The 23,934-nt window shown below is 43.6% G+C and carries 23 protein-coding genes; 4 read left to right on the forward strand and 19 right to left on the reverse strand.

What is annotated here, in order from left to right; translation table 11 throughout:
- Positions 1–164: 164 nt before the first annotated feature.
- The 4 genes from ISG33_RS15085 to rpoE are packed head-to-tail and all read right to left on the reverse strand — an operon-like array spanning position 165 to position 3,046.
- Positions 165–647, reverse strand: a complete 483-nt coding sequence (locus tag ISG33_RS15085) for a SoxR reducing system RseC family protein (RefSeq protein WP_195734480.1) — start codon at positions 645–647, stop codon at positions 165–167.
- Positions 648–664: 17 nt separating this feature from the next.
- On the reverse strand, positions 665–1,804 hold the full coding sequence (locus tag ISG33_RS15090; protein ID WP_229333633.1) for a MucB/RseB C-terminal domain-containing protein: 1,140 nt from the start codon (positions 1,802–1,804) through the stop codon (positions 665–667).
- 14 nt (positions 1,805–1,818) lie between these two features.
- A complete protein-coding gene (locus ISG33_RS15095) occupies positions 1,819–2,421 on the reverse strand; it encodes a sigma-E factor negative regulatory protein (RefSeq protein WP_195734481.1) in 603 nt (200 codons plus the stop codon).
- A gap of 46 nt (positions 2,422–2,467) precedes the next feature.
- Positions 2,468–3,046, reverse strand: coding sequence for an RNA polymerase sigma factor RpoE (gene rpoE / locus ISG33_RS15100; protein WP_195734482.1), 579 nt, complete (start codon positions 3,044–3,046; stop codon positions 2,468–2,470).
- A 274-nt stretch (positions 3,047–3,320) separates the two neighbouring features.
- Here rpoE and nadB point away from each other — a divergent pair, with 274 nt between their 5' ends.
- A complete protein-coding gene (gene nadB / locus ISG33_RS15105; protein ID WP_195734483.1) occupies positions 3,321–4,916 on the forward strand; it encodes an L-aspartate oxidase in 1,596 nt (531 codons plus the stop codon).
- Between the two features lie 9 nt (positions 4,917–4,925).
- On the opposite strand, the gene ISG33_RS15110 is transcribed toward nadB, so the two are convergent.
- Positions 4,926–5,861, reverse strand: a complete 936-nt coding sequence (locus ISG33_RS15110) for a MaoC/PaaZ C-terminal domain-containing protein (RefSeq protein WP_195734484.1) — start codon at positions 5,859–5,861, stop codon at positions 4,926–4,928.
- A gap of 576 nt (positions 5,862–6,437) precedes the next feature.
- On the reverse strand, positions 6,438–6,689 hold the full coding sequence (locus tag ISG33_RS15115) for an FAD assembly factor SdhE (protein ID WP_195734485.1): 252 nt from the start codon (positions 6,687–6,689) through the stop codon (positions 6,438–6,440).
- A 194-nt stretch (positions 6,690–6,883) separates the two neighbouring features.
- Between ISG33_RS15115 and ygfZ the strand changes: the two genes are divergently transcribed.
- Both ygfZ and ISG33_RS15125 read left to right on the forward strand, forming a co-directional pair.
- Positions 6,884–7,894, forward strand: a complete 1,011-nt coding sequence (gene ygfZ, locus ISG33_RS15120) for a CAF17-like 4Fe-4S cluster assembly/insertion protein YgfZ (RefSeq protein ID WP_229333634.1) — start codon at positions 6,884–6,886, stop codon at positions 7,892–7,894.
- A 7-nt stretch (positions 7,895–7,901) separates the two neighbouring features.
- Positions 7,902–8,387 (forward strand): FKBP-type peptidyl-prolyl cis-trans isomerase, encoded by a 486-nt coding sequence (locus ISG33_RS15125; RefSeq protein WP_195734486.1) that lies wholly within the window; start codon positions 7,902–7,904, stop codon positions 8,385–8,387.
- Positions 8,388–8,452: 65 nt separating this feature from the next.
- Here the strand turns inward: ISG33_RS15125 and ISG33_RS15130 are convergent, their stop codons facing one another.
- Complete coding sequence (locus ISG33_RS15130; RefSeq protein ID WP_195734487.1) at positions 8,453–8,791, reverse strand: P-II family nitrogen regulator; 339 nt, start codon at positions 8,789–8,791, stop codon at positions 8,453–8,455.
- 30 nt (positions 8,792–8,821) lie between these two features.
- The gene (nadE, locus tag ISG33_RS15135) at positions 8,822–9,664 is read right to left on the reverse strand and encodes an NAD(+) synthase (RefSeq protein WP_195734488.1); all 843 of its coding nucleotides are present in this window, start codon (positions 9,662–9,664) and stop codon (positions 8,822–8,824) included.
- Positions 9,665–9,830: 166 nt separating this feature from the next.
- Between nadE and ISG33_RS15140 the strand changes: the two genes are divergently transcribed.
- Positions 9,831–10,469, forward strand: coding sequence for a GspH/FimT family pseudopilin (locus tag ISG33_RS15140; protein ID WP_229333635.1), 639 nt, complete (start codon positions 9,831–9,833; stop codon positions 10,467–10,469).
- Between the two features lie 71 nt (positions 10,470–10,540).
- Here ISG33_RS15140 and ISG33_RS15145 read toward each other — a convergent pair whose 3' ends face one another.
- The 11 genes from ISG33_RS15145 to ribF form a co-directional block, all read right to left on the reverse strand.
- Complete coding sequence (locus ISG33_RS15145) at positions 10,541–11,209, reverse strand: spondin domain-containing protein (protein ID WP_195734489.1); 669 nt, start codon at positions 11,207–11,209, stop codon at positions 10,541–10,543.
- A 163-nt stretch (positions 11,210–11,372) separates the two neighbouring features.
- The gene (locus ISG33_RS15150) at positions 11,373–11,840 is read right to left on the reverse strand and encodes a type IV pilin protein (RefSeq protein ID WP_195734490.1); all 468 of its coding nucleotides are present in this window, start codon (positions 11,838–11,840) and stop codon (positions 11,373–11,375) included.
- Complete coding sequence (locus tag ISG33_RS15155) at positions 11,840–15,928, reverse strand: VWA domain-containing protein (protein WP_195734491.1); 4,089 nt, start codon at positions 15,926–15,928, stop codon at positions 11,840–11,842. Before ISG33_RS15155 ends, ISG33_RS15150 begins: the two co-directional genes overlap by 1 nt.
- A 10-nt stretch (positions 15,929–15,938) precedes the next feature.
- Positions 15,939–16,502, reverse strand: coding sequence for a pilus assembly PilX family protein (locus ISG33_RS15160; protein ID WP_195734492.1), 564 nt, complete (start codon positions 16,500–16,502; stop codon positions 15,939–15,941).
- The gene (locus ISG33_RS15165) at positions 16,499–17,371 is read right to left on the reverse strand and encodes a PilW family protein (protein ID WP_195734493.1); all 873 of its coding nucleotides are present in this window, start codon (positions 17,369–17,371) and stop codon (positions 16,499–16,501) included. The genes ISG33_RS15160 and ISG33_RS15165 overlap by 4 nt, the downstream gene beginning before the upstream one ends.
- A complete protein-coding gene (locus ISG33_RS15170) occupies positions 17,368–18,018 on the reverse strand; it encodes a prepilin-type N-terminal cleavage/methylation domain-containing protein (protein ID WP_370545343.1) in 651 nt (216 codons plus the stop codon). The genes ISG33_RS15165 and ISG33_RS15170 overlap by 4 nt, the downstream gene beginning before the upstream one ends.
- Before the next feature lie 184 nt (positions 18,019–18,202).
- A complete protein-coding gene (gene ispH, locus ISG33_RS15175; RefSeq protein ID WP_195734494.1) occupies positions 18,203–19,144 on the reverse strand; it encodes a 4-hydroxy-3-methylbut-2-enyl diphosphate reductase in 942 nt (313 codons plus the stop codon).
- A gap of 4 nt (positions 19,145–19,148) precedes the next feature.
- Positions 19,149–19,604 carry an FKBP-type peptidyl-prolyl cis-trans isomerase gene (fkpB, locus tag ISG33_RS15180; RefSeq protein ID WP_195734495.1) on the reverse strand — a complete coding sequence of 152 codons (456 nt, stop codon included), beginning with the start codon at positions 19,602–19,604 and terminating at the stop codon, positions 19,149–19,151.
- Positions 19,594–20,094: a signal peptidase II gene (lspA, locus tag ISG33_RS15185; protein WP_195734496.1), complete on the reverse strand. Its 501-nt coding sequence runs from the start codon at positions 20,092–20,094 to the stop codon at positions 19,594–19,596. Before lspA ends, fkpB begins: the two co-directional genes overlap by 11 nt.
- Positions 20,087–22,918, reverse strand: coding sequence for an isoleucine--tRNA ligase (ileS, locus tag ISG33_RS15190; RefSeq protein WP_195734497.1), 2,832 nt, complete (start codon positions 22,916–22,918; stop codon positions 20,087–20,089). Before ileS ends, lspA begins: the two co-directional genes overlap by 8 nt.
- Before the next feature lie 81 nt (positions 22,919–22,999).
- On the reverse strand, positions 23,000–23,932 hold the full coding sequence (gene ribF, locus ISG33_RS15195) for a bifunctional riboflavin kinase/FAD synthetase (RefSeq protein WP_195734498.1): 933 nt from the start codon (positions 23,930–23,932) through the stop codon (positions 23,000–23,002).
- Positions 23,933–23,934 lie beyond the last annotated feature (2 nt).

The raw sequence follows: 23,934 nt of genomic DNA on the forward strand, positions 1-23,934 counted from the left end.
AAATACTGACTAACTCTACTGGCCGTGTCGTTTTTGCTGGCATGCATTTCAGAGCATGCATTTACGGTCGCGAATTTTAACTTTTTATCGGCTTAAATGCGAATGATATAAGGAATATAACGCGTTAAAGCGTCAAGTTAGCGCTATAATCACGCAAAAAACGCTTAAACAAGCTTTTTAACAGGAATTTCATGCTTTTTTATCACGCTAGCTTCATTCAAAGCACCAAGAATAAGGGGGGAAAAATGTGCCTTATTTTTTTGTTTTAGTTTCTTATTCAACAACCAAAAACAAAGTCCAAAGGCAAAGAAACCGACGAGTATCTGCATAGCTTCATGCACCTCGGGCATCAGCAACTTAACCAGCAGAACACCGCCAATCAAACTGAGTATTGGCAACAAATAAACAAGCATAGAAGAGAACACGAGCTGGCTTTCGGGTATACCTAACTTTACAGTTTGGCCTTCCACTAAGGAGATATCTGAATCAAGTTCAAGCAGTTCCGGTTTATTGGTAAAGGCTTTTGCAACCACGCTGGTTCCGCAGTTATCACTCACATGACAACTTCCGCAGGTTGTTTTAACCTGCGTCTCAATCCATACTTTTTTACCTTTAACGCGTTTTACGATACCGGTTTCTTCTATCATGGCTGGTTACTCACTTGTCACTCAACACTTTGCGGTAAGACTTCAATGGATTCGGCAATTTTTTGCGCCGTGACTAAGGGAACATCGCCAACTACGGTAACTTGCACTCGCCCATTAGCCCTCGAATGCACAGAGTTTGCACCGTTACTGAGATTTACATCTTCTTGAAAGAGGCCCGTGTCGGCCTTCACGTACACCGACACATTGACCAAACCATCACTCAACAGCAAATATTCAACAACTTGACCCGTAACAGGCAGTTGATGCACATCTTGTTTAACTACTTTCATACCCACAGGCTTAAACGCCAAATACCATTGGTGTTTGCGTTGCGGTGGCATTTTAACATTCAACACTGGTGGCAACGTTTCTGCTTGTAATTGAGCAAAAAACTCAGCGATGCGCTCATCTACCCTTAACTGAGTCACTTGTATTTGTTGTAGCATTTCGCCTTTTAGCCCATACATATTAAGCTTAAGTAACATGCCTGTTTCTTCATCTAACCATATATGATAACCATAGCGTGTTTTGTCTTTGCTACTAATTCGAATTTGTTGAGCTGCTCGACCGGCCACGCGGTTTCGCCCTACCAAGATAAACTGATAGCTTTGGAAAAGTTGCTCGGGTGCATTCAACAAAGTCACCGGAATTGGACCGTCTATTGCGTCACCATAAATACTGTAAGGAGGGTAACCTGGTTGAAATAAGCTGATTACATTGTCAATTCGAACGTTTTCGAACCCTGGTCCATTTAGTGAACTGAGTTGCTCAATATGTTGGCCGTCTTCAAGCACCGCATGACGCCATAAAAAAGGCTGTGTGTCTTTACCGGGTACATTCAGAACAAACGAGGCTTCATAGCTTGATGATTTGATTGTTCTTGCTAATCGCTTCAACCAACTTTCGGCTGAATTTGGATTGAACCCATTAGGTGCCTGAAGAACTTGTCGAGCAACTTCATCAACAAGTGATTGTTGTGACGCACTTGTCGTCGGACTGACCGCTTTTTCGACCGTATCATTCGCGCTATCATTTACAGTCGTCTGACCTTCGCTTACCTGCAGCTCTGGAGAGGCCTCAACAGCTTGTGGTAAATCTTGGCTTGTTGACCCAACTTGCAAAGCTGAAATCAACATAAAAGCGGTCATAAATGACATTTACTGCTCCGAGATTAGTTCTGAGGCTGTGCGCTCTCTTCAACCTCACTCTCTGTGCTTTGTGATTGATTAGTATTATGCATGCCGGTGTTTTTAAGGCGCTTTTGACGCTCATGGTCTTCGATGATCGCATTTAATTGACGACGATGTTCAATGATTTTCGTCATTTGTTCTTCGCTGATACCTTCGCTAGTCGATAAGCTTACAGGTGCTAGTCCACCTAAAGGACCCGAGGTAGGTGCCGTTAAAAATGGCTGTGTTGCTTCTGGCGCATTGTAGGTTTGATAGCTGAAGATCATTACCGCTGTTACGCAAGCTGCTACCGCTAATTGACCGCTTTGTTTCAGCAGTGGTATCACAGATGCCACCACCGGCAACTCTTTCCAAGTTCTCTTTGGCGCAACTATCGCAAACTCATTCTCAAGCTGCGCGGCTACTTTCGCACTGATATCAAAATGAACATCGGCAGTCATTTCATTGCGCATGCAATCGCGTGCTAAATGGTATCTTTTCCATTTATCAGACAGATCTTTGTTGCTATTCAACGAATCAATTAATTCGTTAGCTTCATCTTCACCGTCAAAAAAAGCTGATAATTTTTCTTGTTGCTGCGTCATATAAGACATCCTACATTCACCAACTACAACGAGTTATAGCTAGTGTTTAATTTTGCACCAAAGGCAATATCACTTTATCGATAGCCTCTCGCGCTCTAAAAATTCGTGAGCGTACAGTACCAACTGGACACTCCATCACGGTTGCGATTTCTTCGTAGCTTAAGCCTTCGATTTCACGCAAGGTAATCGCCGCTCGCAAATCATCGGGTAAGCCTTCAATCGTCTCGAACAACTTGTGCTGAAGTTCGTCGGATAATAAGGAGCGTTCTGGAGAGTTGTTCTCCTTGAGCGCATCACTTCCGTCATAATAATCTGCTTCAGTCGCATCTACATCACTAGCCGGAGGCTTGCGCCCCTGAGAAGTTAGGTAGTTTTTCGCGCTGTTCACTGCTATTCGATACAACCAAGTGTAAAACGCACTCTCTCCTCTAAAATTGGGGAGAGCTCTGTAGGCTTTTATAAACGCTTCCTGCGTTACGTCGGCAACGTCACCACTATTTTTAACATACCTTGCCACAATGTTCATCACCTTGTTTTGATGACGAACGACAAGCAAGTTAAATGCGTTTTTGTTGCCCCGCTGCACTTGTTCAACTAATTCTTGATCGGTTTTCTGCTCGCTCATTCGAGCCATTACTCCTAAAGGTTACTACTTATGGCTCATGCAAGTGTAGTAATAGACAGACACTTTATGGATAAGTTCGGAAAAAAGAAAAATAATTTAAAATATTACACACAGAGCAATTATCAAAAAGACTGGATATGCTCGTTTGAGCCTAAAGGTTACCGAAAGCGCAATTCAATGTCCAAATATGCGCAACAATTATTGGTCAGAAAGTTGTTTTTTTTCATCAGACCATTACTATTGCCGCATATTCATCAGATGTAAATTTCATAACATGACTCAAACTATCGAACATCGTTGCGATCTTCTTATCGTGGGTAGTGGCGCTGCAGGGCTTAGTCTGGCCCTTAAAATGGCAGAGCACTGCGATGTAATAGTACTTAGCAAAAGTGACCTCGATGAGGGCAGCACGCGATACGCTCAAGGTGGTATTGCAGCAGTTTTTGATGACAGTGATTCCATCGAGAGTCATGTAAAAGATACGCTAAATGCAGGCGCCGGCCTCTGTGATGAAGAAGTAGTGGCTTACACTGCTGCAAACGCTAAAGAGAGCATGCAATGGTTAATTGAAAAAGGCGTTCCCTTTGACCAAGAGCAGGGAGAAAATGGAGAGAAAAAATTTCACCTAACGCGAGAAGGCGGGCATAGCCATCGCCGAATTTTGCATGCTGCTGATGCCACAGGGGCTGCCGTGCAAGAAACCTTATCCGATAATGTGGCAAATCATCCCAACATACATCTCTATGAACGCTACAACGCCATCGATTTGATAAAAAGCGTTGCTGAACCTAATAAATGTGTGGGCGCCTATGTTTGGAATCGAAAAAAAGAGCGTGTAGAAGTTATCCGCTCACGATTTATTACCCTAGCAACTGGCGGCGGTAGCAAAGTGTATCAATATACATCTAACCCAGATGTATCAAGTGGTGATGGTATTGCGATGGCATGGCGAGCGGGCTGCGAAATTGCTAACATGGAGTTCAATCAATTCCACCCTACCTGTCTTTACCATCCAGATGCAGGAAACTTCTTAATTAGCGAAGCCTTGCGCGGAGAAGGCGCCTTTCTTTGTCATGAAGATGGTACCAAGTTCATGCATAAATTTGATGAACGAGGTGATCTCGCGCCGCGGGACATTGTTGCCAGAGCAATCGATTTCGAAATGAAGCGCTTAGGTGCAGACTGCATGTATCTTGACATTAGCCACAAATCGAACGACTTTATCAAAAAGCACTTTCCAAATATCTACCGCAAATGCCGTTCTTTAGGTATCGATATTACAACAAGTCCAATTCCTGTTGTTCCTGCGGCACACTACACCTGTGGAGGTGTGAAAACTGACTTCAATGCACAAACTAACATAGATAATGTGTATGCGATTGGTGAAACAGCTTATACCGGTCTTCATGGCGCAAACAGAATGGCGAGCAACTCCCTACTCGAATGTGTGGTTTTTGCACACGCCGCTGCCAAACATATATTGAGCCATCTCGATGGCCATTACATCGATGAAGAAATAAAACCGTGGGATGAATCGAGAGTGATAGACTCTGATGAGCAAGTCATTATTCAACACAATTGGCATGAGCTTAGATTATTCATGTGGGATTATGTCGGCATCGTCAGAACAGACAAACGATTAGAGCGTGCGTTACGAAGAATCAATTTGCTAAAACAAGAGATTGATGAATATTACTCTAACTTCAAAGTTAGCAACAATATGCTAGAGCTGCGAAACTTGGTGTGTGTAGCACAGTTGATTGTAAACTGTGCAATGCAACGCAAGGAAAGCAGAGGCCTACACTACAATCTCGACCATCCTCAGCAAAATGAACAGTCAGGCCCAACGATCATCCGACGGACTTCATAACTCGGCAAGCTAACATAAGGTAATAGCGGTTTTAAGATACTCTCGCGTTTTGGAGCGGTGTTGAGAGCTAAGTACCTGCACTAATCGATTGTTATGATTTACGGCTGAAAATTGCGCCGAATTAGGTAAATATAGCGCCTGCAAGAATTGCGTTTCAATGGTTACCTTGCTATCGATATCATTCGCAAATAAATGATCGAGTTGCACGGAATTGATACTTCCTAAACCCACATTTTTGTTACTTAAGGCAATCGATAGACCAAGTGCTTTAGTGTACATACCATGTGCTATTGCCGCTCTGAATCCCAATAATTTAGCACTCACTTTAGTCAAGTGTATTGGATTGTAATCACCAGACGCCCTAGCATATTCACGGCCGCTGTTTGACTCAAATTCATAAGTGCAGCAAAGGCTCTCGTTTCGTACACCAAGTTCATTTTGTAATTGGCTCATATTTATACTAGGTAAGATTGACGACTCAGTTGTTCGAGACGCTTGTTCCTCTTGATGTCGCTCTCTAGCCAAATAGAAGGATGTGGCACTTTGCATAAGCTGGCCGTCAACATAAGCCTCACTGCGTAAGCCAAAAACCCAGCCTCTTTTGTGCTTTTCTAATGAAGTAAATTTGGTTTTTAATACTAGCTTGGCATTTTGCTCTGGCAGACGATACACGTCGATTTCATTCGCCACGTGCACCAAACCCAAAGCTTTAAATGGAAAAGGCTCTCTTACCATCATCGACAGTTGCATCGGCAAGGTAAGCACCTGTAAATAACATGGATGTATAAGCGATGCGATACCTGGTTTCCAAGCAACGAGCTGTTGATAACGTTGACAATGCTCAGGAGCAATTTCAAACTCTCGACTGAGTTCAGTACTGGGTAAAATGGGTAGGGAAAGCGCATTGCGTTTGGGGCGATACAACGCGGCTCGAAGTAAATTCATACTCATTCTTGTGAGAACACCTATTCGTTATTTGTCTGTTGTCTTTGACAACAATAGCACAAATTTCTAGTGACTAGATTGTGTTAACACTGATCTTATTAGCTTTTCTTACAGCGCAGGCAATCAAGCGATAGCTTCTTCTACTGCATTCATTTCGGAATATTATGAGCCACGTTCTTTGGCAAGGCCCAGATGTCATTAAATTGCCCCTTGCTTGTGGGCGTGTGCTGACTTTCTGTAAGTGCACAAATTGAACTCCCCACGCTAGGCGCGAGCTAGGCAAAATAAGGTAATCTTCAGAGGGGCACAAATTACTATTATTGAAGTCAGGAAACTCCAGTTTCGAAACGCTCACCGAGTTCAGTGACAAGAACCCCTTGAACACACGAGACTTATTTTGCTTGCTGACAGCCAAAATGCAAATACCAATGAAAATAAGCATAACAAGTAATGGTATAAAGTAGTCTGAGCCAAGCACTTGAGCAATAAGTAAAGAGCACAGCAAGGTCGCTACAAGGTAGTTAATAGCGCTCGGCCACGACCAGTTATTTTTTCGTAAATAGAAGCGAACGACAACTACACCTTCACTCTACTCAAAACGCGTTGAACCATAGCTGCAAGGTCAGGATCGTTGCACTTCTGATGCCCCATGAACCAAGCGAACAAGTCTGGATCATCGCAAGTAAGAAGTCTCTCAAAGGTTACCTTTTCGCCATCGTTTAAGTCATCAAACGCTTGCTCGACAAAGGGTAGAAACAAAACGTCGAGCTCCAACATACCTCGGCGGCATGCCCATTTTAATCTGGCGAGTCTTTTTGCTGTAAACATATAAATCCTTGTGCATTTGTGTGTGAAGCATATCACACTGGCTTATTATTCTAACCTGAACGTATAGACTGATATATAAGTTTCGGTTGAAGCTATTGTTCAATGCGAGTAATTACGCTTGTAAAAAACAAAGTCTGTCCCAATAATACTTTGTTAAAGCAAAAACAGACTACACAAATTTAACGAGGTAAGTCGTGACCAACACAAGTTATGTGACTAAATTAGACAGTATCGGCGTTATCGAAATGCAAGGGCCACAAGCTGCTGATTATCTTCAAGGCCAAATCACTATCAATACAACATCGCTCGACTCGCTCAACAACGAAGCTGCACGTGTTGGCGCACATTGTGATTTCAAAGGCAAGACGTGGGCTGTGTATACGGCTTTTAAGAGCAATGATGTGTATTCGTTGATTTGTCATGCTGATGGCTTGGCGAAAAGTCTATCTGAATTCAAAAAATATGGCGTATTTTCAAAAGTAGAAATTGAAGACAAGAGTGCCGGCTACTGTTTTTATGGTGTCAAAGGCAATGATTACTGCAAAACGCTACAACAGCACTTCACTCAATTGAATACGCAGCATTTAGGTATTTCAATTGCAGATATCGGTACTGCAATATGCTATCAATTTTCGAATGAGCTTGCGCCGCTTTATCTCATTAAGGTTGCACAAGAGCGAGAGGCTGACTTTCTTGAGTCATTTAATGGTGTTGATACCGACGTACAGGAACTCTGGGATGCAGATGTGATTTTGAGCGGCTTCCCGACTTTAGCATCACAAGTAGCTAACGAATTTGTGCCTCAAATGCTAAATTTGCAAGCCATTGCGGGTATCGACTTTGATAAAGGTTGCTACATGGGGCAAGAAACCATTGCCCGCACAAAATTCTTAGGAAAAAATAAGCGAGCTAGTTATATCCTAGAATCAGAGCTAAATATTGAGCAGATGGATGCTGAGCAAGTCGAGTCTATTGAAACTGAACTTAGTGCTGGGGCCGCCTTAGAGAAACAGGCTGGCGAGAACTGGCGCAGTGGTGGTAGTTTACTTCAAAAATCTGTTCTGAAAAGCGAGTCTACCTTAAAAGTAGTTGCCCTTGCAGTGTTGTCGAATGACACAGAGCTTGGAGCTATGATACGATTGAAGGCAAATCCAGTGGTGGAATTCACAGTTCTTCCCCTGCCATATAGCTTAGAAGACAAATAGGTTCCCCATGCAAATAGAGAAAGACCATGTTGTAACACTCCACTACACCGTAAAAACATCTGACGGAGACGTCATTGACAGTTCAAGAGAAGCTGAGCCACTTGCATTTTTGCAAGGTAGTCACTTTATGATTGAGGGAATAGAGGAGGCATTATTCGGTAAAAAGAAAGGGGATATATTTGCCTTAGATCTAGATCCAGATAAAGCCTATGGTCAGCGTCATGATGATTTGGTTCAGGAAGTTCCTAGCGCAATGTTTGAAGGGATGGACGTAGAGGTTGGTATGAGTTTCAGAGCAACCACTGATGATGGAGAACAATCAGTGATTATTATCGACAAGACCGACGATACCGTCACCGTTGACGGCAATCACCCTTTGTCTGGCATGTCGCTAGCGTTTAACATTGAAGTTGTCGATGTAAGAGAAGCCACTGAAGATGAAATAGCGCATGGTCACGTTCATGCTGATGGCGGCTGTGGTCACTCACACTAGTCAGTTGATTTATAACTTCAAAAAAGGGCCAATCGGCCCTTTTTTTAATTAAATGCTTTGCTGTACTAGATGGCTTCTTCGTCCGTTTCGCCAGTTCTGATGCGAATAACCTGTCCAACATCAAAAACAAAAATTTTACCGTCACCAATTTTGCCCGTTTTAGCATGTTCCTCTATTGTCTCAACGGCCCTTTGCGCCAAAGTTTCGGGAACAACTAGCTCAATTTTAACTTTCGGCAGAAAATCGATATTGTATTCAGCACCACGGTACAGCTCTTTGTGACCCTTCTGACGGCCAAAGCCTCGAACCTCGGTCATAGTGATACCCGATACACCTATTGAGGACAGTGCTTCTCGCACATCATCAAGCTTGAATGGTTTGATAATCGCTTCAATTTTTTTCATTTTATTAGTAGCCTTGTACTCAAAACTAAACTATTCGTCGTAAATAGTCGGTATTGGTATTCGTTTGTGTTGGGTTTTTAAGTATATAGCTAAAAGTTTGTCATCAGCAAGTGGATCAATACTTTTACCCTCAAGAAAGTCATCGATTTGATCGTAGGTTAAACCTAGGGATTCTTCGTCCGATTTTTGCGGATTCAAAGATTCTAGGTCAGCCGTTGGTGCTTTCGTAATCACCTTCTCAGGTGCGCCCATTTCGCGAGCGAGGGCTCTAACCTGTCTTTTACTTAGACCGAACAATGGGGCAAGGTCACAAGCGCCATCACCATATTTAGTATAAAACCCGGTAATATTTTCAGCCGAGTGATCAGTACCTAACACCAGGGCATTTGTTATCCCAGCAATATCGTACTGAATCGCCATTCTCGTTCTAGCTTTGGCATTTCCTTTTACAAAGTCTGACTTTTCTTTTGTAACATTATTGATACCAGCTTCAGATAGACTTGAAAGTGCTGCCTCGTGAATTGCGTCGGCACCTGCTTGCACATTTGCGGTAAGTTGAACCGAGGGTTGGATAAACTCAATGGAAGCTTGTGCATCCTCCTCATCGGCTTGAGAGCCGTAAGGCAAACGTACGGCAACAAACTGATAAGATTGCTGCTCGTCTAAGCTTTCTTCGTTGAGTTCATTTACTGCCAATTGCGCTAGACGACCTAGGGTACACGAATCGATTCCACCGCTAATTCCCAGAACAAGCGCCTTCATCCCTGAACCAAGCAGTTGATTTTTTATAAATTGCGTACGCCGTTCAATCTCCTCTTGGGCGTTAATATTGGGGCGAACACGCATTTCATCAATAACTTCTTGTTTTAACATAGTAAACTCTCTCATTTTTAATTCGTGATACTCGACAAAAATTGGTTACAATACAAACTTCCATATACCCACACCAAGGTATTAAGACGACTAACCAGCGTTGTAGCTATATACGCAAGAAATTCAAATATAGCGTATAGTCTTAACTTCAATTTAGGGGATTACTGTGTTTTACAAAATTTCGAAACTGTTTTCATCTACCAGAGTGCCAAGCTTAGCTATACAAGCGCGCACATCAACTAAAAGGAAACAAGCTGGCATTACGCTGCTTGAGCTGATGATAACTGTCTCAATTCTAGCCGTTGCACTTACTGTTGTCTCGCCGAATATAAAAGATTTTTTAACCAAAAATAGAATTACCGGTGAAATAAATGAGATCAGCGGGCTCATTCAGTACGCGAGGCATCTTTCGATAGACGAACAAACGCCTGTAACAGTCTGTCCTTCAAGTAATTATAGCGATTGCTCGAACGATTGGAATGATCCTAAGATTGCGTTTATTGATCGCAATGGTGATGGACAAAGAAATGACAACGAAGCTAATGCAAACTTTGAAGACTTACGAATAGCAAGCACGGCATCATCTGATTCGACAACAATGACTGGCCCGAATGCAACGATTGAATTTGAGGAAAATGGTGTGGCGAGTCAAGGTTTTACCCTTCTAATTTGCCCCGATACCAACGATGCAAAATTTGCAAGAGCAGTTAATGTCTCTCTGCAAGGCCGTGTGAGAGTGAGTAAAGACACCGACGGTGATGGAGTGCATGAGAAGCCAGATGGAAGTCCACTTACCTGTAGCTAAAGTTACTTATACCTACCGTCGCTACAAGCACACGAAGGCCTTGCCTCAGACTGAGACAAGGCTACACTTTGCTACCTTACTCGTCTAATCTCGATTTTAGCAACGGCATCTCGCCAATCGTACACCGAAGGCAATAAATCGCCCTCCCCGTGAATACCGGAAGCAATGTGTACGAAGCCCTCGTCACCGTCACTCGCACTAGGTGAGGCACCTGCGCCACCGCACGCAGGGCCAGGAATGTTGGCGCATAATTCATCGTTAGCTTCACTACCGGCATCATAAGCACTTGCCATATAAGTACGACTTCCCCATGCTGGCAGTCTTACCGAATTTACCGAAACGAAAGTGTCGTTAGTTGGAATTAACATTGCCGCAAGACTAAAGCGGTTAAAACGGCGACTGGACGAAATGTCGAAGGTAACTGACTCGCCTGGCGCTAATAGACCTTCAGTTGCATTACTTGCACTGACCAGACTAGGTGCACCATCGAGAACATCTTTTAATGGCGTGGGGTTTCCTGACTCGGCAAGTTCAGCTAGTGGTGCTGAAGCTGCCTGACCTAATTCGAAAAAACTGATTGCTCGTTTATGCGTTGCCGATAACACCGGAGTGAAGGTCTGCCCTTTCGTCATGTTAGTGACTGTTACTTCATAGCTTCTTTCACTTTGATAATAATTTGCGCTTGCATTGCTGGTGCTTACTGCTAATAAAGCTAAGCTGGCTAATATTCTTTTTTTCATTTTGTTGCTCCGAGTATGCTGTCGCTAATTGGACAAAATTTATACTAAGGAGCAGTTGTCACGAAACAATCACAAATGAATAACGCTAAACAAACAAAAAAGTCATGAATTCAACACGAAAACATGACTTTCAAGTCTTAGCCACAAATAAATTAGATTCGACTTAGCAAGTCCAACAGAACTCATCATTGCCTATATTGCCGTCGTCATTTTTATCCCACGCTTTTCGGCCATCACTAAAATAGAAAAGCGCGCCGTCGCCATCTACTGATGTTCCAGCAACAGGTGTGGCCATCAATCGATAAGTAATGCCATTGGCTGACACAATATCGATCGTTAAGTCGTATTGCCTTTTTGCCGCCGGTTCTGAGCTAGGGCTGTGTGCAGCAAAAACATCTGGAGTACCTGTATCATTGCCGCCAGTTGCTGCACCCCTGTAGGTATAATTAGAAGCGTTATGCCTTTCCATTGCGGTTGCAAACGACATTAAGTCGGCCTGCGCCGTGCTACGAGACGACGATGCAACCATAGCTTGATAGCTAGGAAATGCAATCGCCGTAATAATACCGACTATAGCCACAACAATCATAAGCTCAATTAAGGTAAAACCTTGCTCATGTGGCTTATTCATTATTGACGCTCCACTTCAGTTTTCCAAGTGTTCTTCTGAACACGCTCAAACCGTCCATAGATATTACGAGCTAAGCACTCAAAGTCAGAGCCGCATGGTCTAATATCACCATTTTCGTCCGTTTCTATTACCGCCGACACACACTCGGCACCTAAGCATACCACCGGACTAACAATATTCTCGATGAGTATCTTGGTGTCTGGTGCTATGCCTGTTTGCTTCAATTGTGCATAACGGTCGGTGGCATCCTGCTGGTCATTGTCATTAAGATCTTCAACCGCGTTTCCATCTACCAAGTTCACTAAGTAAGCACGACTATTACCCGTTGGTGGAGCACAGGCGCTAGTGCTTGCGCTCGAGGGCAGATAAGTGGTGAAAAATATCTGGTAATCAAGAATAAGTGGAGAGGCAAGTACCTTTTCACCGCCACTTGTTAACCTGATCATCCAGCCACTTTTTGACGAAAACAGCGTATTTTGGATTGCTCGCTCCTCTTCGTTATCGCTAGTGAGCAGATGTTCAGTCGCGTCGTACAAATCGCTCAACTGAAGAGGTGTCGACGGCAAGGTGAATTTATTAGCAGAGTCTCTGACAAATACGCCATCGTCTTTTATCATGTAAAAATTATCATTAATAGTCGTATTTAGCGGCCCCGCTCTGAAGCCTGACCCGATAGCAACGGCATAATAGTGTTCATTAACCGTGGAAATCTCAGAGACGTCTGGTGCGTAGTAGAAGCGACGATTGTTCTCAGGCTCGTCGCCACCAGTTTGAGCTAGCAGACCGCCACTGACCAACTTGTTCACTGGCTCGCCATTATAGATATCTAGGCGGAATATTTGCCCGCCGGTATCAGCAACATACATGTGATCAGCTAAGCTATCATTGTCGCGATCAATAACAGCAATGCGAGCAGGTATTGAATACTGCATATCAGGTAGATTTAAATCAGCAGTGTTACTATTGCTCGCTGACCACAACAGGTCTCCATTATCAGCGTCAATAATATACACAGAGTTACCAACTGTGTCTGCACTGCGCTCGGCCTTATCATCTTGATCATCATCGTAACCAGCGCCAATAATCATTACGTTCTTAATAACGTCACCAATTTTTACCTTGGTAATAGTAGGCCGCGACCAAGTTTGCCCTAGATTGAAATAGTCACCTTGACCACCTTCTATGGTAAACACAATTTTCGGATCCAGCTTGGATGTCACGTCAACAACATAGTAGTTTGTTCCACCTCGACGCATACCAATATATATATATTTTTTGCCTTCATACTCACGGTACACCATGTCTCCATCGATGCCGTAAATGTGATTGAAAGAGCTCGCATTTCGATAAAACTCATTTAGGTTACCCATCAGCGATTTTGGCATAATCGCAAAGTTCTCTTCTCCAGTTTCAGCATCAATCGAATGAAGGAAGCCGTGATTCGTGGCAACAAATACCGCACTGTCTGTCGCACTGTAGTTAACAATAACCGGTTGCGAATGTATGGGGTCACCCATCTGTAAGCGCACGTCCTCGGTGGAACCATCTCCATCGTCATCGCGCACATCAACGCCTCGAGCCCATTTTAATATAAGTTCACGGGTACCTGCGGGATCAGAGGTTGAGTCTAAGTTCAAGTCTACGTCGAGTATGTTTGTATTGTTTTCGTTCAGCTCATTGGCCGCCGTTATAACTGAACCTTCGCCGTCAAAGAAATACACTCTGCGCACTAGGTCCAAGCGACTCGCAGCGCCTCCCTCACGAACATCGTTACCATCAGTTGTAGTAGACCAATAAGACTGACTATTTTCACTAAAGAAGCCGGTTGAACCGTCGACTGCATTCATGTTGTTGCGATCAAGCACGGTGTCACCGCTGATTTTGTACTTCTTCAGATTACCGGGCCATAGCGCACCTTCTGACGGTTTGAACAAAGCGAAGTACAGTTCGTCTCTGTGGGTTAATCGGTTCAGCTGATTTACCGCTACACCAGGAGATACAAAGGTCGCATTAACATCCTTAACGCTTCTAAGGATGGTTTGAAATGCTTGTACTAAGTCTTCGCTATTATCTGCTTGATAAAAACCACCACCGCTTTGCAGCGCTAGCTGATTCAAGAAACTGTTTGCAGTCGAATTGGCAGCAAAGCCAATTGTATGTGTTACCACACGCGCATCGATAACAGAGTCGTCTGAATCGCTTATATTTGTCACTAGGTCGACACCGCACTTCTCGCCGCCGCTACCGGAGCATGAAGTACCCAGCATTGCTTGAATTTCATCAACACTGTGGTTGTTATTCGCGATACCGTCTGATAATAAAACGATGTGATTATTAACCTGACACTGCAGATCAACAACGGGGGAAATATATTCTGCTCCATCTGGAATGTATTCCTGAATACAGTCAGGGTCGCTTAGGTTATCTGCATCACAGCCTTCAGGACGAACAGCGTTAGCCCCTATGTACGATGCTCGGTGACTAACTCGAGTACTTGCACGCACGCGCCAATTTACATCATCGAGCCCACGCTTGAGCCCATATAATACCTCGTTTCCACCGAAGTAATTGGCGGCTTCATAAAGAGTATCTACAATGGGCGTATAACCATTCGGCGAGAGCTCATCAACTTTGCCCATAAGATGCTGTCTTACGGTTGAAGATGCGCCTGGCGTTGCATTTCCTTCAAAGTCAATAATTAAACGAGCCGCACCCGAAGGTTTACCGTTTACGGTGTAACCACCACGTTTCGCGCCCGTGAATTCCGACATGATAAACATCATTTTATTACCGTTTCTCCAACCTGAGCGATTCACTATCGTTTGAACTATAGTTTTAATCGACGGGCTGCGATAATCATTATTCGCGCTCCAGGTTGGAATATTGTCCCAACTTACTGGCGCCGTTTTGCTTTTGTCTCGCTGCATGTACCTTACGTAGGGATTGAAATCGTTAGGGTGATCTTCATTAACCCCCTGTATTGTCATTCTAGCGCCACTTTCGTTATAAGTATTGTGCGCAGTAAACTCTAAATATGCATCTAATATAACGGCATTTTGGGGAACATTAACACCTTGGAATCGTAAACCTACAAAGCGATTATTGGCGCTGTCAAAAGTGAGTTCGGTGCCGGTTGATTCATTCCCATCCCACCTTTCTTCGGCATTCTCACCCTGACTCTCAATTTGATAAATCAGACGCTCGCGCATGCAACCTGTCGCAGTGCTCTCATCGTAGGTAATGATAAGCTGAGGGGTTCGCCCCGTACCGGCATCAAGCGACGCAGCTGTGCGATTACTCGCCGTCACGTTACTTTCACCCCTAATTATCATGCTGAGCGCATTACCACCGCACCAATCGCCGCGATTAACTACTTCTTGAATAACAGCAGAAAGGTCGGGTGTATTCACTGTTTCTTCCGCTAATGGGAAATCATTATCTGTTTCCCAAATAACGGCTGCACCTGTCGTTGAACGATCGGAAATATTATCATCCTGTGCCAAGAATGCCGTTGAATTACCAACCGCTTCAGCTTTTATCGTAATCTCGGCTTGCGAGGTATTCATATTCGTTGAAGTAAATCGCAAATAGGCGCCGGTAATCACTGCACCACGAGGAATTCTGACTTCTTCGTAGCGCAAGCCAGTAAACACCTCTTCAGTGCCTTTGGTCAGCTCAAGTTGATTAGAAGTTAGATTCACCTCTTCATCAATTTCAGTGGCATCATTTTGACTTGATGTAATTGGTAGTATCAGTTCAGGCGCTACTGGGCTATCAATATCTCTAACAGGGAAAAGAATTGGACCACCGTAATCAGAAAAGCGCATCAAACCGGCATTAATATTTGTGGCCGAGCGCAAGGTGTCCTTCAAGGCATTTTGTACACGAAGCATTCTCGTTTGACTTGTACCATCTTTTTCACCCATTGATCCAGAGGTGTCCATAATGAATAGTACATTTGGATTATAAGTACTCGACGTACTACCAGTACCCAAATAAATTTCAAGGTCATCGCCCATAGCGCTCATGCTAACGAGCATGGTGAGCGCGAATGCACTAAATGAATTTACTATCTTTTTGATTTTCATTGTCCTTACCTCAATTAGATGCTGGTGCGAAAACGGCCGCACTTATGGTATTGGCAACAGCAAAGTTACTTCCTACTGTTTGACCACAACCTCTGACAAGAAATATATGACAGCTAATGTTGCTGCCACCGATGACATTGCTCGAGCCACGACACGCCTCTTCCCTTACGAAAGCGCTTTTGGACCAACTTCTAGTCTCTGGATTTGTACGAAAGTTACCATTATCAACATGCATTCTACCGCGAGTTAAACCGTCGTCGGTGATAAATCTGTCTATTCGGTTATTATCAAAACAGCTTAGCTCATCGTTAACCAAGTCTATTGCATTAAGCTGACGCGCTTCTGAAAGAGGATCGCTCTTAAGTGGGTCTGATAGCAAAGACTCGTCTTCAGATTCAAATACAACACCCGCAATAGCTGCTTCAGCAGCATCGAATGCAAAAGATTTCCGCTCCATAGATGCTGCCATTTTTGTCTGCATTAGACCGCTAGAAACCGACGCTACGCCCAGAATAGTGAGCGACATTAGTACTAACAGGGCAAACACCATCACCAAACCTTGCTGCTTAATCATGCGCTACTCCTTACGAAATTTTTCATATTTCTTAATGTAATCGTGGTTTCAAATGATTTGTACAAACCAAAATCACTCACCGTGAAAGAATTTTCGTTCAATAATTTAAATGAAGCCTTCTTGTCCATCGAAATCTCACTATCTCCTTTAACAACGATAGCTATTCTAATTGCAACAATCAGCTTTCCGTTGTCAATCTCATTTTGAATGCCATCGGCGGTTACGAAACGTGTTGGAATTGCTGAACCGTTTGTTGCGGCCATGCTAGTAACCCCATAAGTCACTTGGAAACTCTCAACATCGTCTAAAATGGTAATTGCATTGTGCGAGTTATGCCCCTCTGCTGCTTTCTGCCCTCTCAGATACCTTCCATCAAAACCTCTGCAGCGTAATCTGTTATCTGACACAAAATATTCATTTACAACGTAAAACTCATCATCATTCAAATAGCCTAGATTATAACCTCTGCAGTCCTGTGAGCCCTGCAGACTCACAACCAAAGTATCATTTGCACCGCTCGCGCCTTGTATGGAGCCGAGCGCATTTCTGACAGCAAAGGTGCCTGGCAAAATCACCGGATTATTACGTACGAATACATTTTCATCGACGATGTCGACACTAGTATTTATATTAGGACTCAATTGATCGTACAGACCGACCATTAACATCTCGCTGCGCAATCGATTGATAATGAAGCGCCCGCTTTCTTGGGTAGAAGCGACGGCCCTGTTTAGCTTTTCGGTGACTTGGTTACTCACCATCACTTGTATCACAGCACTTGCGATGACTAAACCCAACGCCAATGAAATCATGAGCTCGATTAGGGTAAAGCCACTCTGCTTGTTGTGTCTGACCAAGAACTTCCTCATAACGCTACCTCAATGACGACACAATCGTTCGAATCCGTGGAGCTTGTATTACACTTCGGATTTTCAACACGTTCTTGTCCTTGCCAGTTTTCTACTGGCCACTGCACGATAACTTCATGTATTGAGCCCGCAGTGCATAAATCTGTATCACCATTATCCTTATCTTGGCAGGAAAGGTTGATAGTCGCATTGGGGTTTGACATGACCGTCGCGCATGACATTTGATAAGCGTCGAATTGAGCCAGTTCACTTGAACTACAATCACCGGTCTGACAGTTTGGAATTTCAGCTGGATGGGTTTTACAGAAACAGTCATAGGGCAAGGCGCCCGAAGTTGAGCAGGTAAGAGTACTAAAATTATATATATCATTGTCGAAGTACGCATTATCAACAATAAAACCGTCAGTTTCGTCAGACGGGATAGCGTTTGCGATTAATCGTTCACTAAACTGTTGCGCGACAAATAAGGCCTGAGTTCGGTTCAAGGCGTCGGCGTTCGAGAACGAGCCAACAAACTGAAGCGAGGCCACGCCCAAAAGGCCGACCGACAGGATAAATAGGGTAACGAGCACCTCTACCATGCCAACGCCGAACTGGGATTTTCGCTTGGTTAACTGGTAAACCGCATTGTTATTCTTTGCCTTCATCGTTTTCACAAATAGCTTTTCCATGGCATCACTTTAAACTATGTCCGTGTCCAATTGGTTATTTTGAATGAGTCTAACGTATTAAAAAGGTATAAAAACTGGTCGTAATATTAGAAATTCCGACTCCGCTGCTCTAGGCCTTTAAAAACAAGGATGCAACAGCAAAAAACGACCAAATTATAACCTAAAGTTGTTTAATGCGTAGCTCTTTTGGCACGGCAAATTCTATACTTTCTTCTCTTCCTGGGCGTTCAGACGACTTAACTGCGCCCCAAGACATTAATTTATCTACTACACCTTGGACCAAAACTTCTGGAGCTGACGCACCGGCAGTTACACCTATTGCATCAACGCCATCCAACCACCCTTTTTGAATGCAGTCTGCATCAGCGATTAAATGTGCTTTGGCACCAATTTTTTCAGCTAGCTCTCGTAGACGATTCGAATTAGAACTGTTTTGAGCGCCGACGACTAGTAAAACATCGCAATCGGAAGCTAACTCCCTCACTGCATCTTGTCGATTCTGCGTAGCATAACAGATATCATCTTTACGCGGACCATCTATATTCGGGAACTTTCGTCGAAGGGCCTCAATAACATCTGCGGTATCGTCGACCGACAAGGTTGTCTGGCTGCAATAATAAAGATCATTGGGGTTTTTTACTTCGAGAGACGCCACATCATCAAGCGACTCGACTAAGTAAATACCACCTTCTTTATTATAATATTGCCCCATTGTCCCCTCAACCTCAGGATGACCTTGATGCCCAATCAGAATACATTCCGCGCCGCGCTTGCTTGCTCGCATCACTTCCATATGTACCTTAGTAACAAGTGGACATGTTGCGTCAAATACTTTCAGTCCTCGAGCATCAGCTTCGGTTCGCACTGCTTGAGACACACCGTGAGCTGAAAAAATCACAATAGTATCATCTGGAACTTCAGCTAACTCATCGACAAACACTGCCCCGCGATCCTTTAACCCGTCGACGACGAACTTATTGTGCACTACCTCATGACGAACGTAAATAGGCGGCCCAAACATTTCAAGTGCTCGCTCTACAATGGTAATAGCGCGGTCAACACCAGCGCAGAATCCTCGAGGGTTTGCTAAATGAATTTGCATTTTATTATGCCTTAAGCTGTTTTACATCAATTATTTCAACATCAAACACAAGGTTTTGCCCTGCAAGTGGGTGATTGAAATCAACGGTCACAGAGTGCCCAGCGACACTGCGGATAACACCTGGAAGCTCACTTCCATCAGGCTGTGCAAAGGCTATTATCATTCCCTCTTCAACAGGTGTATCTGCGGTAAACTTGCTTCTATCGACATGGTAAACATTATCAGGATTAGGCATACCAAAAGCATCGTCGGCGTTAAGCTCAAAGGCTTTTTTGTCGCCTATCTTCAAGCCGCGCAAGCAATCTTCAAAGTTTTTTGTAAGACTGCCGTCACCCATAACCATTTTTGCTGGTTTGTTGTTAACACGCGTGCTATCCGCCGCAGAACCATCTTCAAGCTTCAAATCGAAATGAAGAATTACTTCACAATTGTCGCCAATAGCTAATGACTCAGTCGTCATTTTCGTCCGCCTCTTTGTTTTTAAACATATCAATAATCAACAAAGCAGCGCCTATAAATATCGCTGAATCTGCAATATTAAACGCCGGCCAATGATAGTTTCCGTAATAAAGGTCCAAAAAATCAATAACATAACCGTGTAACATGCGGTCATAAACATTGCCTAAAGCACCCCCTAATATAAACGAGAATGCCACGGGAAGCAGTAATTGATCTCTTCTAGTACCTTTCAACCACCATAAAATAACCGCACTGACTGCCAATGCAACAGCACTCAAAAAGTAGCGTTGCCAGCCTCCTGCATCATATAAAATACTAAACGCTGCACCGTAATTATGTACATAGGTAAAATTAAAAAATGGCATTATTTCAATCGACTGATACAGCGACATGGTGTCAACAATAGTGTACTTAGTCCATTGATCTAATACGAATACAATCACCGATATCCATAAAAACCGTAAACCTGTGCCGCTAATAATATTAGGCATAGTGACGTACTTCTCCTTCGCCTTCGATATTTTGTATACATCTGTTACATAGCTCAGGGTGTTTAGGATCTGAATTTACTTCAGGTTTGTGATGCCAACAACGTACACATTTTTCGCCGTCAGCTACTAGCACATCAACAAAAATGTCATCATGATCAAGAGAAACAGCCGTAACGGTTTTCTCTGATAAAGGTTTCACTTCTGCTTCGGATGTAATTAACACGAAACGTAACTCATCTTGAAGTTTGGCAAGTAGCTCAGCTCTCGAATCACTCACATAGAGCACTACTTTAGCTTCCAGTGAGCTTCCTATTACCTTGTCGGTACGAGCCTTCTCTAAGGCGCTATTCACTTGGGTTTTTACTTCCATTACAGACTGCCAGAATGCGTTATCAAATGTAGAACTCACCTCATTATCTGTTGGCATGCCTTGATACCACTGCCCAGTAAACACAAACTCGTCACGCTCTCCAGGCATGGCTTCCCAGACTTCCTGTGCAGTAAAACTCATCACAGGTGCCATCCAACGCACTAAAGCTTCGGCGATATGATACAGCGCAGTTTGACAGGAGCGTCGTGCCAAGCCATCAGTTTTAGCTGTGTACTGTCGATCCTTAATAATATCAAGATAGAAACTACCCATCTCTATCGAACAGAATTGCATTAGCGTTTGGCAAACGATGAGAGTGTCATATTGCTCATAGCTAGCTAGAATTTGTTCTTGAACCTCACTTGCTTTTGCCACTGCCCACTGGTCTAACTCAACCATGTCCTCAAAAGGAACGATATCTGTAGCAGGATTAAACCCGTTTAAATTTGCCAATAAGAATCGACAAGTATTTCTTATTCTCCTGTAGGCGTCGGCCGACCGCTTTAAGATTTCATCAGAGACTGTCATTTCTCCACGGTAATCTGTTGAACCAGCCCATAAGCGAAGAATATCTGCACCTAACTTATTCGTGACCTCTTGAGGAGCAATAACATTGCCCAACGACTTCGACATTTTTTTGCCGTGCGCGTCGACCGTAAAGCCATGAGTAAGTACCTCTTTATAAGGAGCATGCCCATTAATCGCAGTAGAAGACATCAACGAAGACATGAACCACCCGCGGTGCTGATCCGAACCCTCAAGATAGAGGTCGGCAGGCGCAGGAATGTCATCGCGTTTATCGACGACAAAGTAATGTGTCACTCCTGAATCAAACCAAACGTCGAGAGTGTCGGTTACCTTTGCATAATCATTTACATCGTCACCCAAAAGCTCAGCGCTATCGATATCCCACCACGCCTGAATGCCTTTTGTCTCAACAGCTTGCGCAACTTTCTCAATGATCTGTGCAGTGTTTGGGTGCAATTCTCCGCTTTGTTCATGTATAAACAAGGCAATTGGCACACCCCACGTGCGCTGACGCGATATACACCAATCAGGACGACCCTCGACCATGCTTTTTATTCGACTCTCACCCCAAGCTGGGATCCATTTAGTCTGATGAATCTGTTCTATTGAAGCATCACGCAGACCCTTTTTATCCATGCTAATGAACCACTGAGGTGTAGCTCTGAAGATGATGGGAGATTTATGTCGCCAGCAATGTGGATAGCTATGCTCATACTTAACGTTGAGAGCCAGCGCGCCTTTATCTTTGAGTACTTCAATAATGCTGTCATTTGCTTTAAATACGTGTTGCCCGGCAAACAAAGGAGTATTATCGAGATACACACCATTGCCACCAACCGGATTATACACTTCAATGTCGTATGCTTTGCCTACATTGAAGTCGTCGACACCGTGTGCTGGAGCAGTATGAACGCAGCCAGTTCCAGACTCAGTAGTAACATGCTCGCCGAGTATTAGTGGCACTTGAATAGGGTTGATAGGATGATGAACGCTAAGGCGTTCTAAGTCACTTCCTTTGCAACTTGCTAACACCTTGAAGTTCTCGATGCCATAACGCGTCATCGATTGTTCCACAAGATCAGCAGCTAGAATATAGTTTTCGACGTCATTATCCAGACTTACCTCTACTAGCTCATAGCTAAGCTCAGGATGCAAGCTTATCGCTCTGTTTGCCGGAATAGTCCAAGGAGTTGTTGTCCAGATAACAACGGACGTTTTGCTATTATTAATTGAATCAACATCTACGTTGAAAGCGTCAGCAAAGGCTTGGTTATTATCGACGACAAATTTCACATCGATTGCCGGTGAAACTTTGTCTTGATACTCAACCTCCGCTTCCGCCAATGCTGATCCACAATCCGTACACCAATGAACTGGTTTAAAACCTTTTTCCAAGTGTCCTGACTCAACAATGTCGCCTAAGGCGCGAATAATATTGGCCTCTGAACGAAAGTCCATTGTTTTATATGGATTTTGCCAGTCACCTAATACGCCTAAACGTATAAAATCCTTGCGTTGACCATCTATTTGTCGCTCTGCGTATGCTCTACATTTTTCTCTAAATTCAGCAACAGATACTTTTTTTCCAGGCTTACCAACCTTTTTCTCAACCATGAGTTCGATTGGCAGACCATGGCAGTCCCAGCCCGGCACATAAGGAGAATCAAAATCAGACAAGGTTTTTGACTTCACTATAATGTCTTTTAGAATTTTGTTAACTGCATGGCCAATATGGATATCGCCATTAGCATAAGGAGGACCATCATGAAGAATAAAGGGTGTTTTACCCGCTTTCGCTTCCCTGATTTTCTGATAAAGCTTTTTCTCAGTCCACTTTTTTAGCATTTGTGGCTCACGATTTGCCAAGTTACCACGCATAGGGAAGCCAGTTTCAGGCAGGTTAAGCGTAGGTTTATAATCAGTCATGTCTGGTATTCCACTTCTTGTTATCTGTATTAATTGTCAGTCAGAGCAAATGCTCTTGTATAGGGCCTAAACAGTGTTCGTTTATCCCTTGATATTTGATGTTATTTCTCTCGCCTTTGCCGCATCGATTTCTATTTGCCTATGCAACTCAGCAAAGTCTTTAAATTTTTGCTCATTTCGAATCTTCATGAGGAAAGCGACCTCAATATATTCACCATAGAGATCAGCGTTATAGTCAAAAATGTGCACTTCAAGCTGCGAGCGTATGCCGTTTACTGTCGGCCTGTGCCCTACATTAGCAACGCCAAAATAGCTACGCTCAGCAATAGTCACTTTCACCGCGAAGACACCATTTACGGGTGACTTACAACGCTTTAGCAATACATTAGCGGTTGGAAAACCAATGGTTCGGCCTTTTTTGTCGCCATGGTTCACGCGACCAGATATAGTGTACTCTCGACCAAGCATTTCTTTTGCCCTAGCAAATTCGCTAGCGCTCAGCGCATTTCGAACTTCGGTAGAGCTGATCCTGCAATCAGACAAACGAAAGCTTGCGGTACTTACCACATCAAACCCTTCATTTTGACCCACTTGTTTTAGTAATGAAAAGTCACCTTTTCTTTTACAGCCAAAACGAAAGTCATCTCCAACCACCAAGAACGAAACGCCCAATGCACGTACAAGCAAATCATGGATAAACTCATCAGCACTCATTTGCGAAAAAGATGGGTTGAAGCGTACACAAACAAGGCGGTCAATACCCAACTCTTTAAACATCTCATATTTATCGCGAAAACGAGATAGCCGAGCTGGTGCATTTTCTTTCGCAAATACCTCTTCAGGCTGAGGCTCGAAAATCATAACAGTGGCAGGTAGGCTTCGTTCTTTCGCTTTTTCAATAAGATTCAACAACACTGCGCGATGCCCTTTATGAACACCGTCGAACTTACCGATTGTAAGCACACAGCCGCGATGTTTTTCGCGTAAATTATGTAAACCCCGAACTAACTCCAAAC

The sequence above is a fragment of the Marinibium conchae genome, from assembly GCF_015595035.1.
In the GTDB taxonomy this organism is placed as follows: Bacteria; Pseudomonadota; Gammaproteobacteria; order Enterobacterales; family Alteromonadaceae; genus Glaciecola.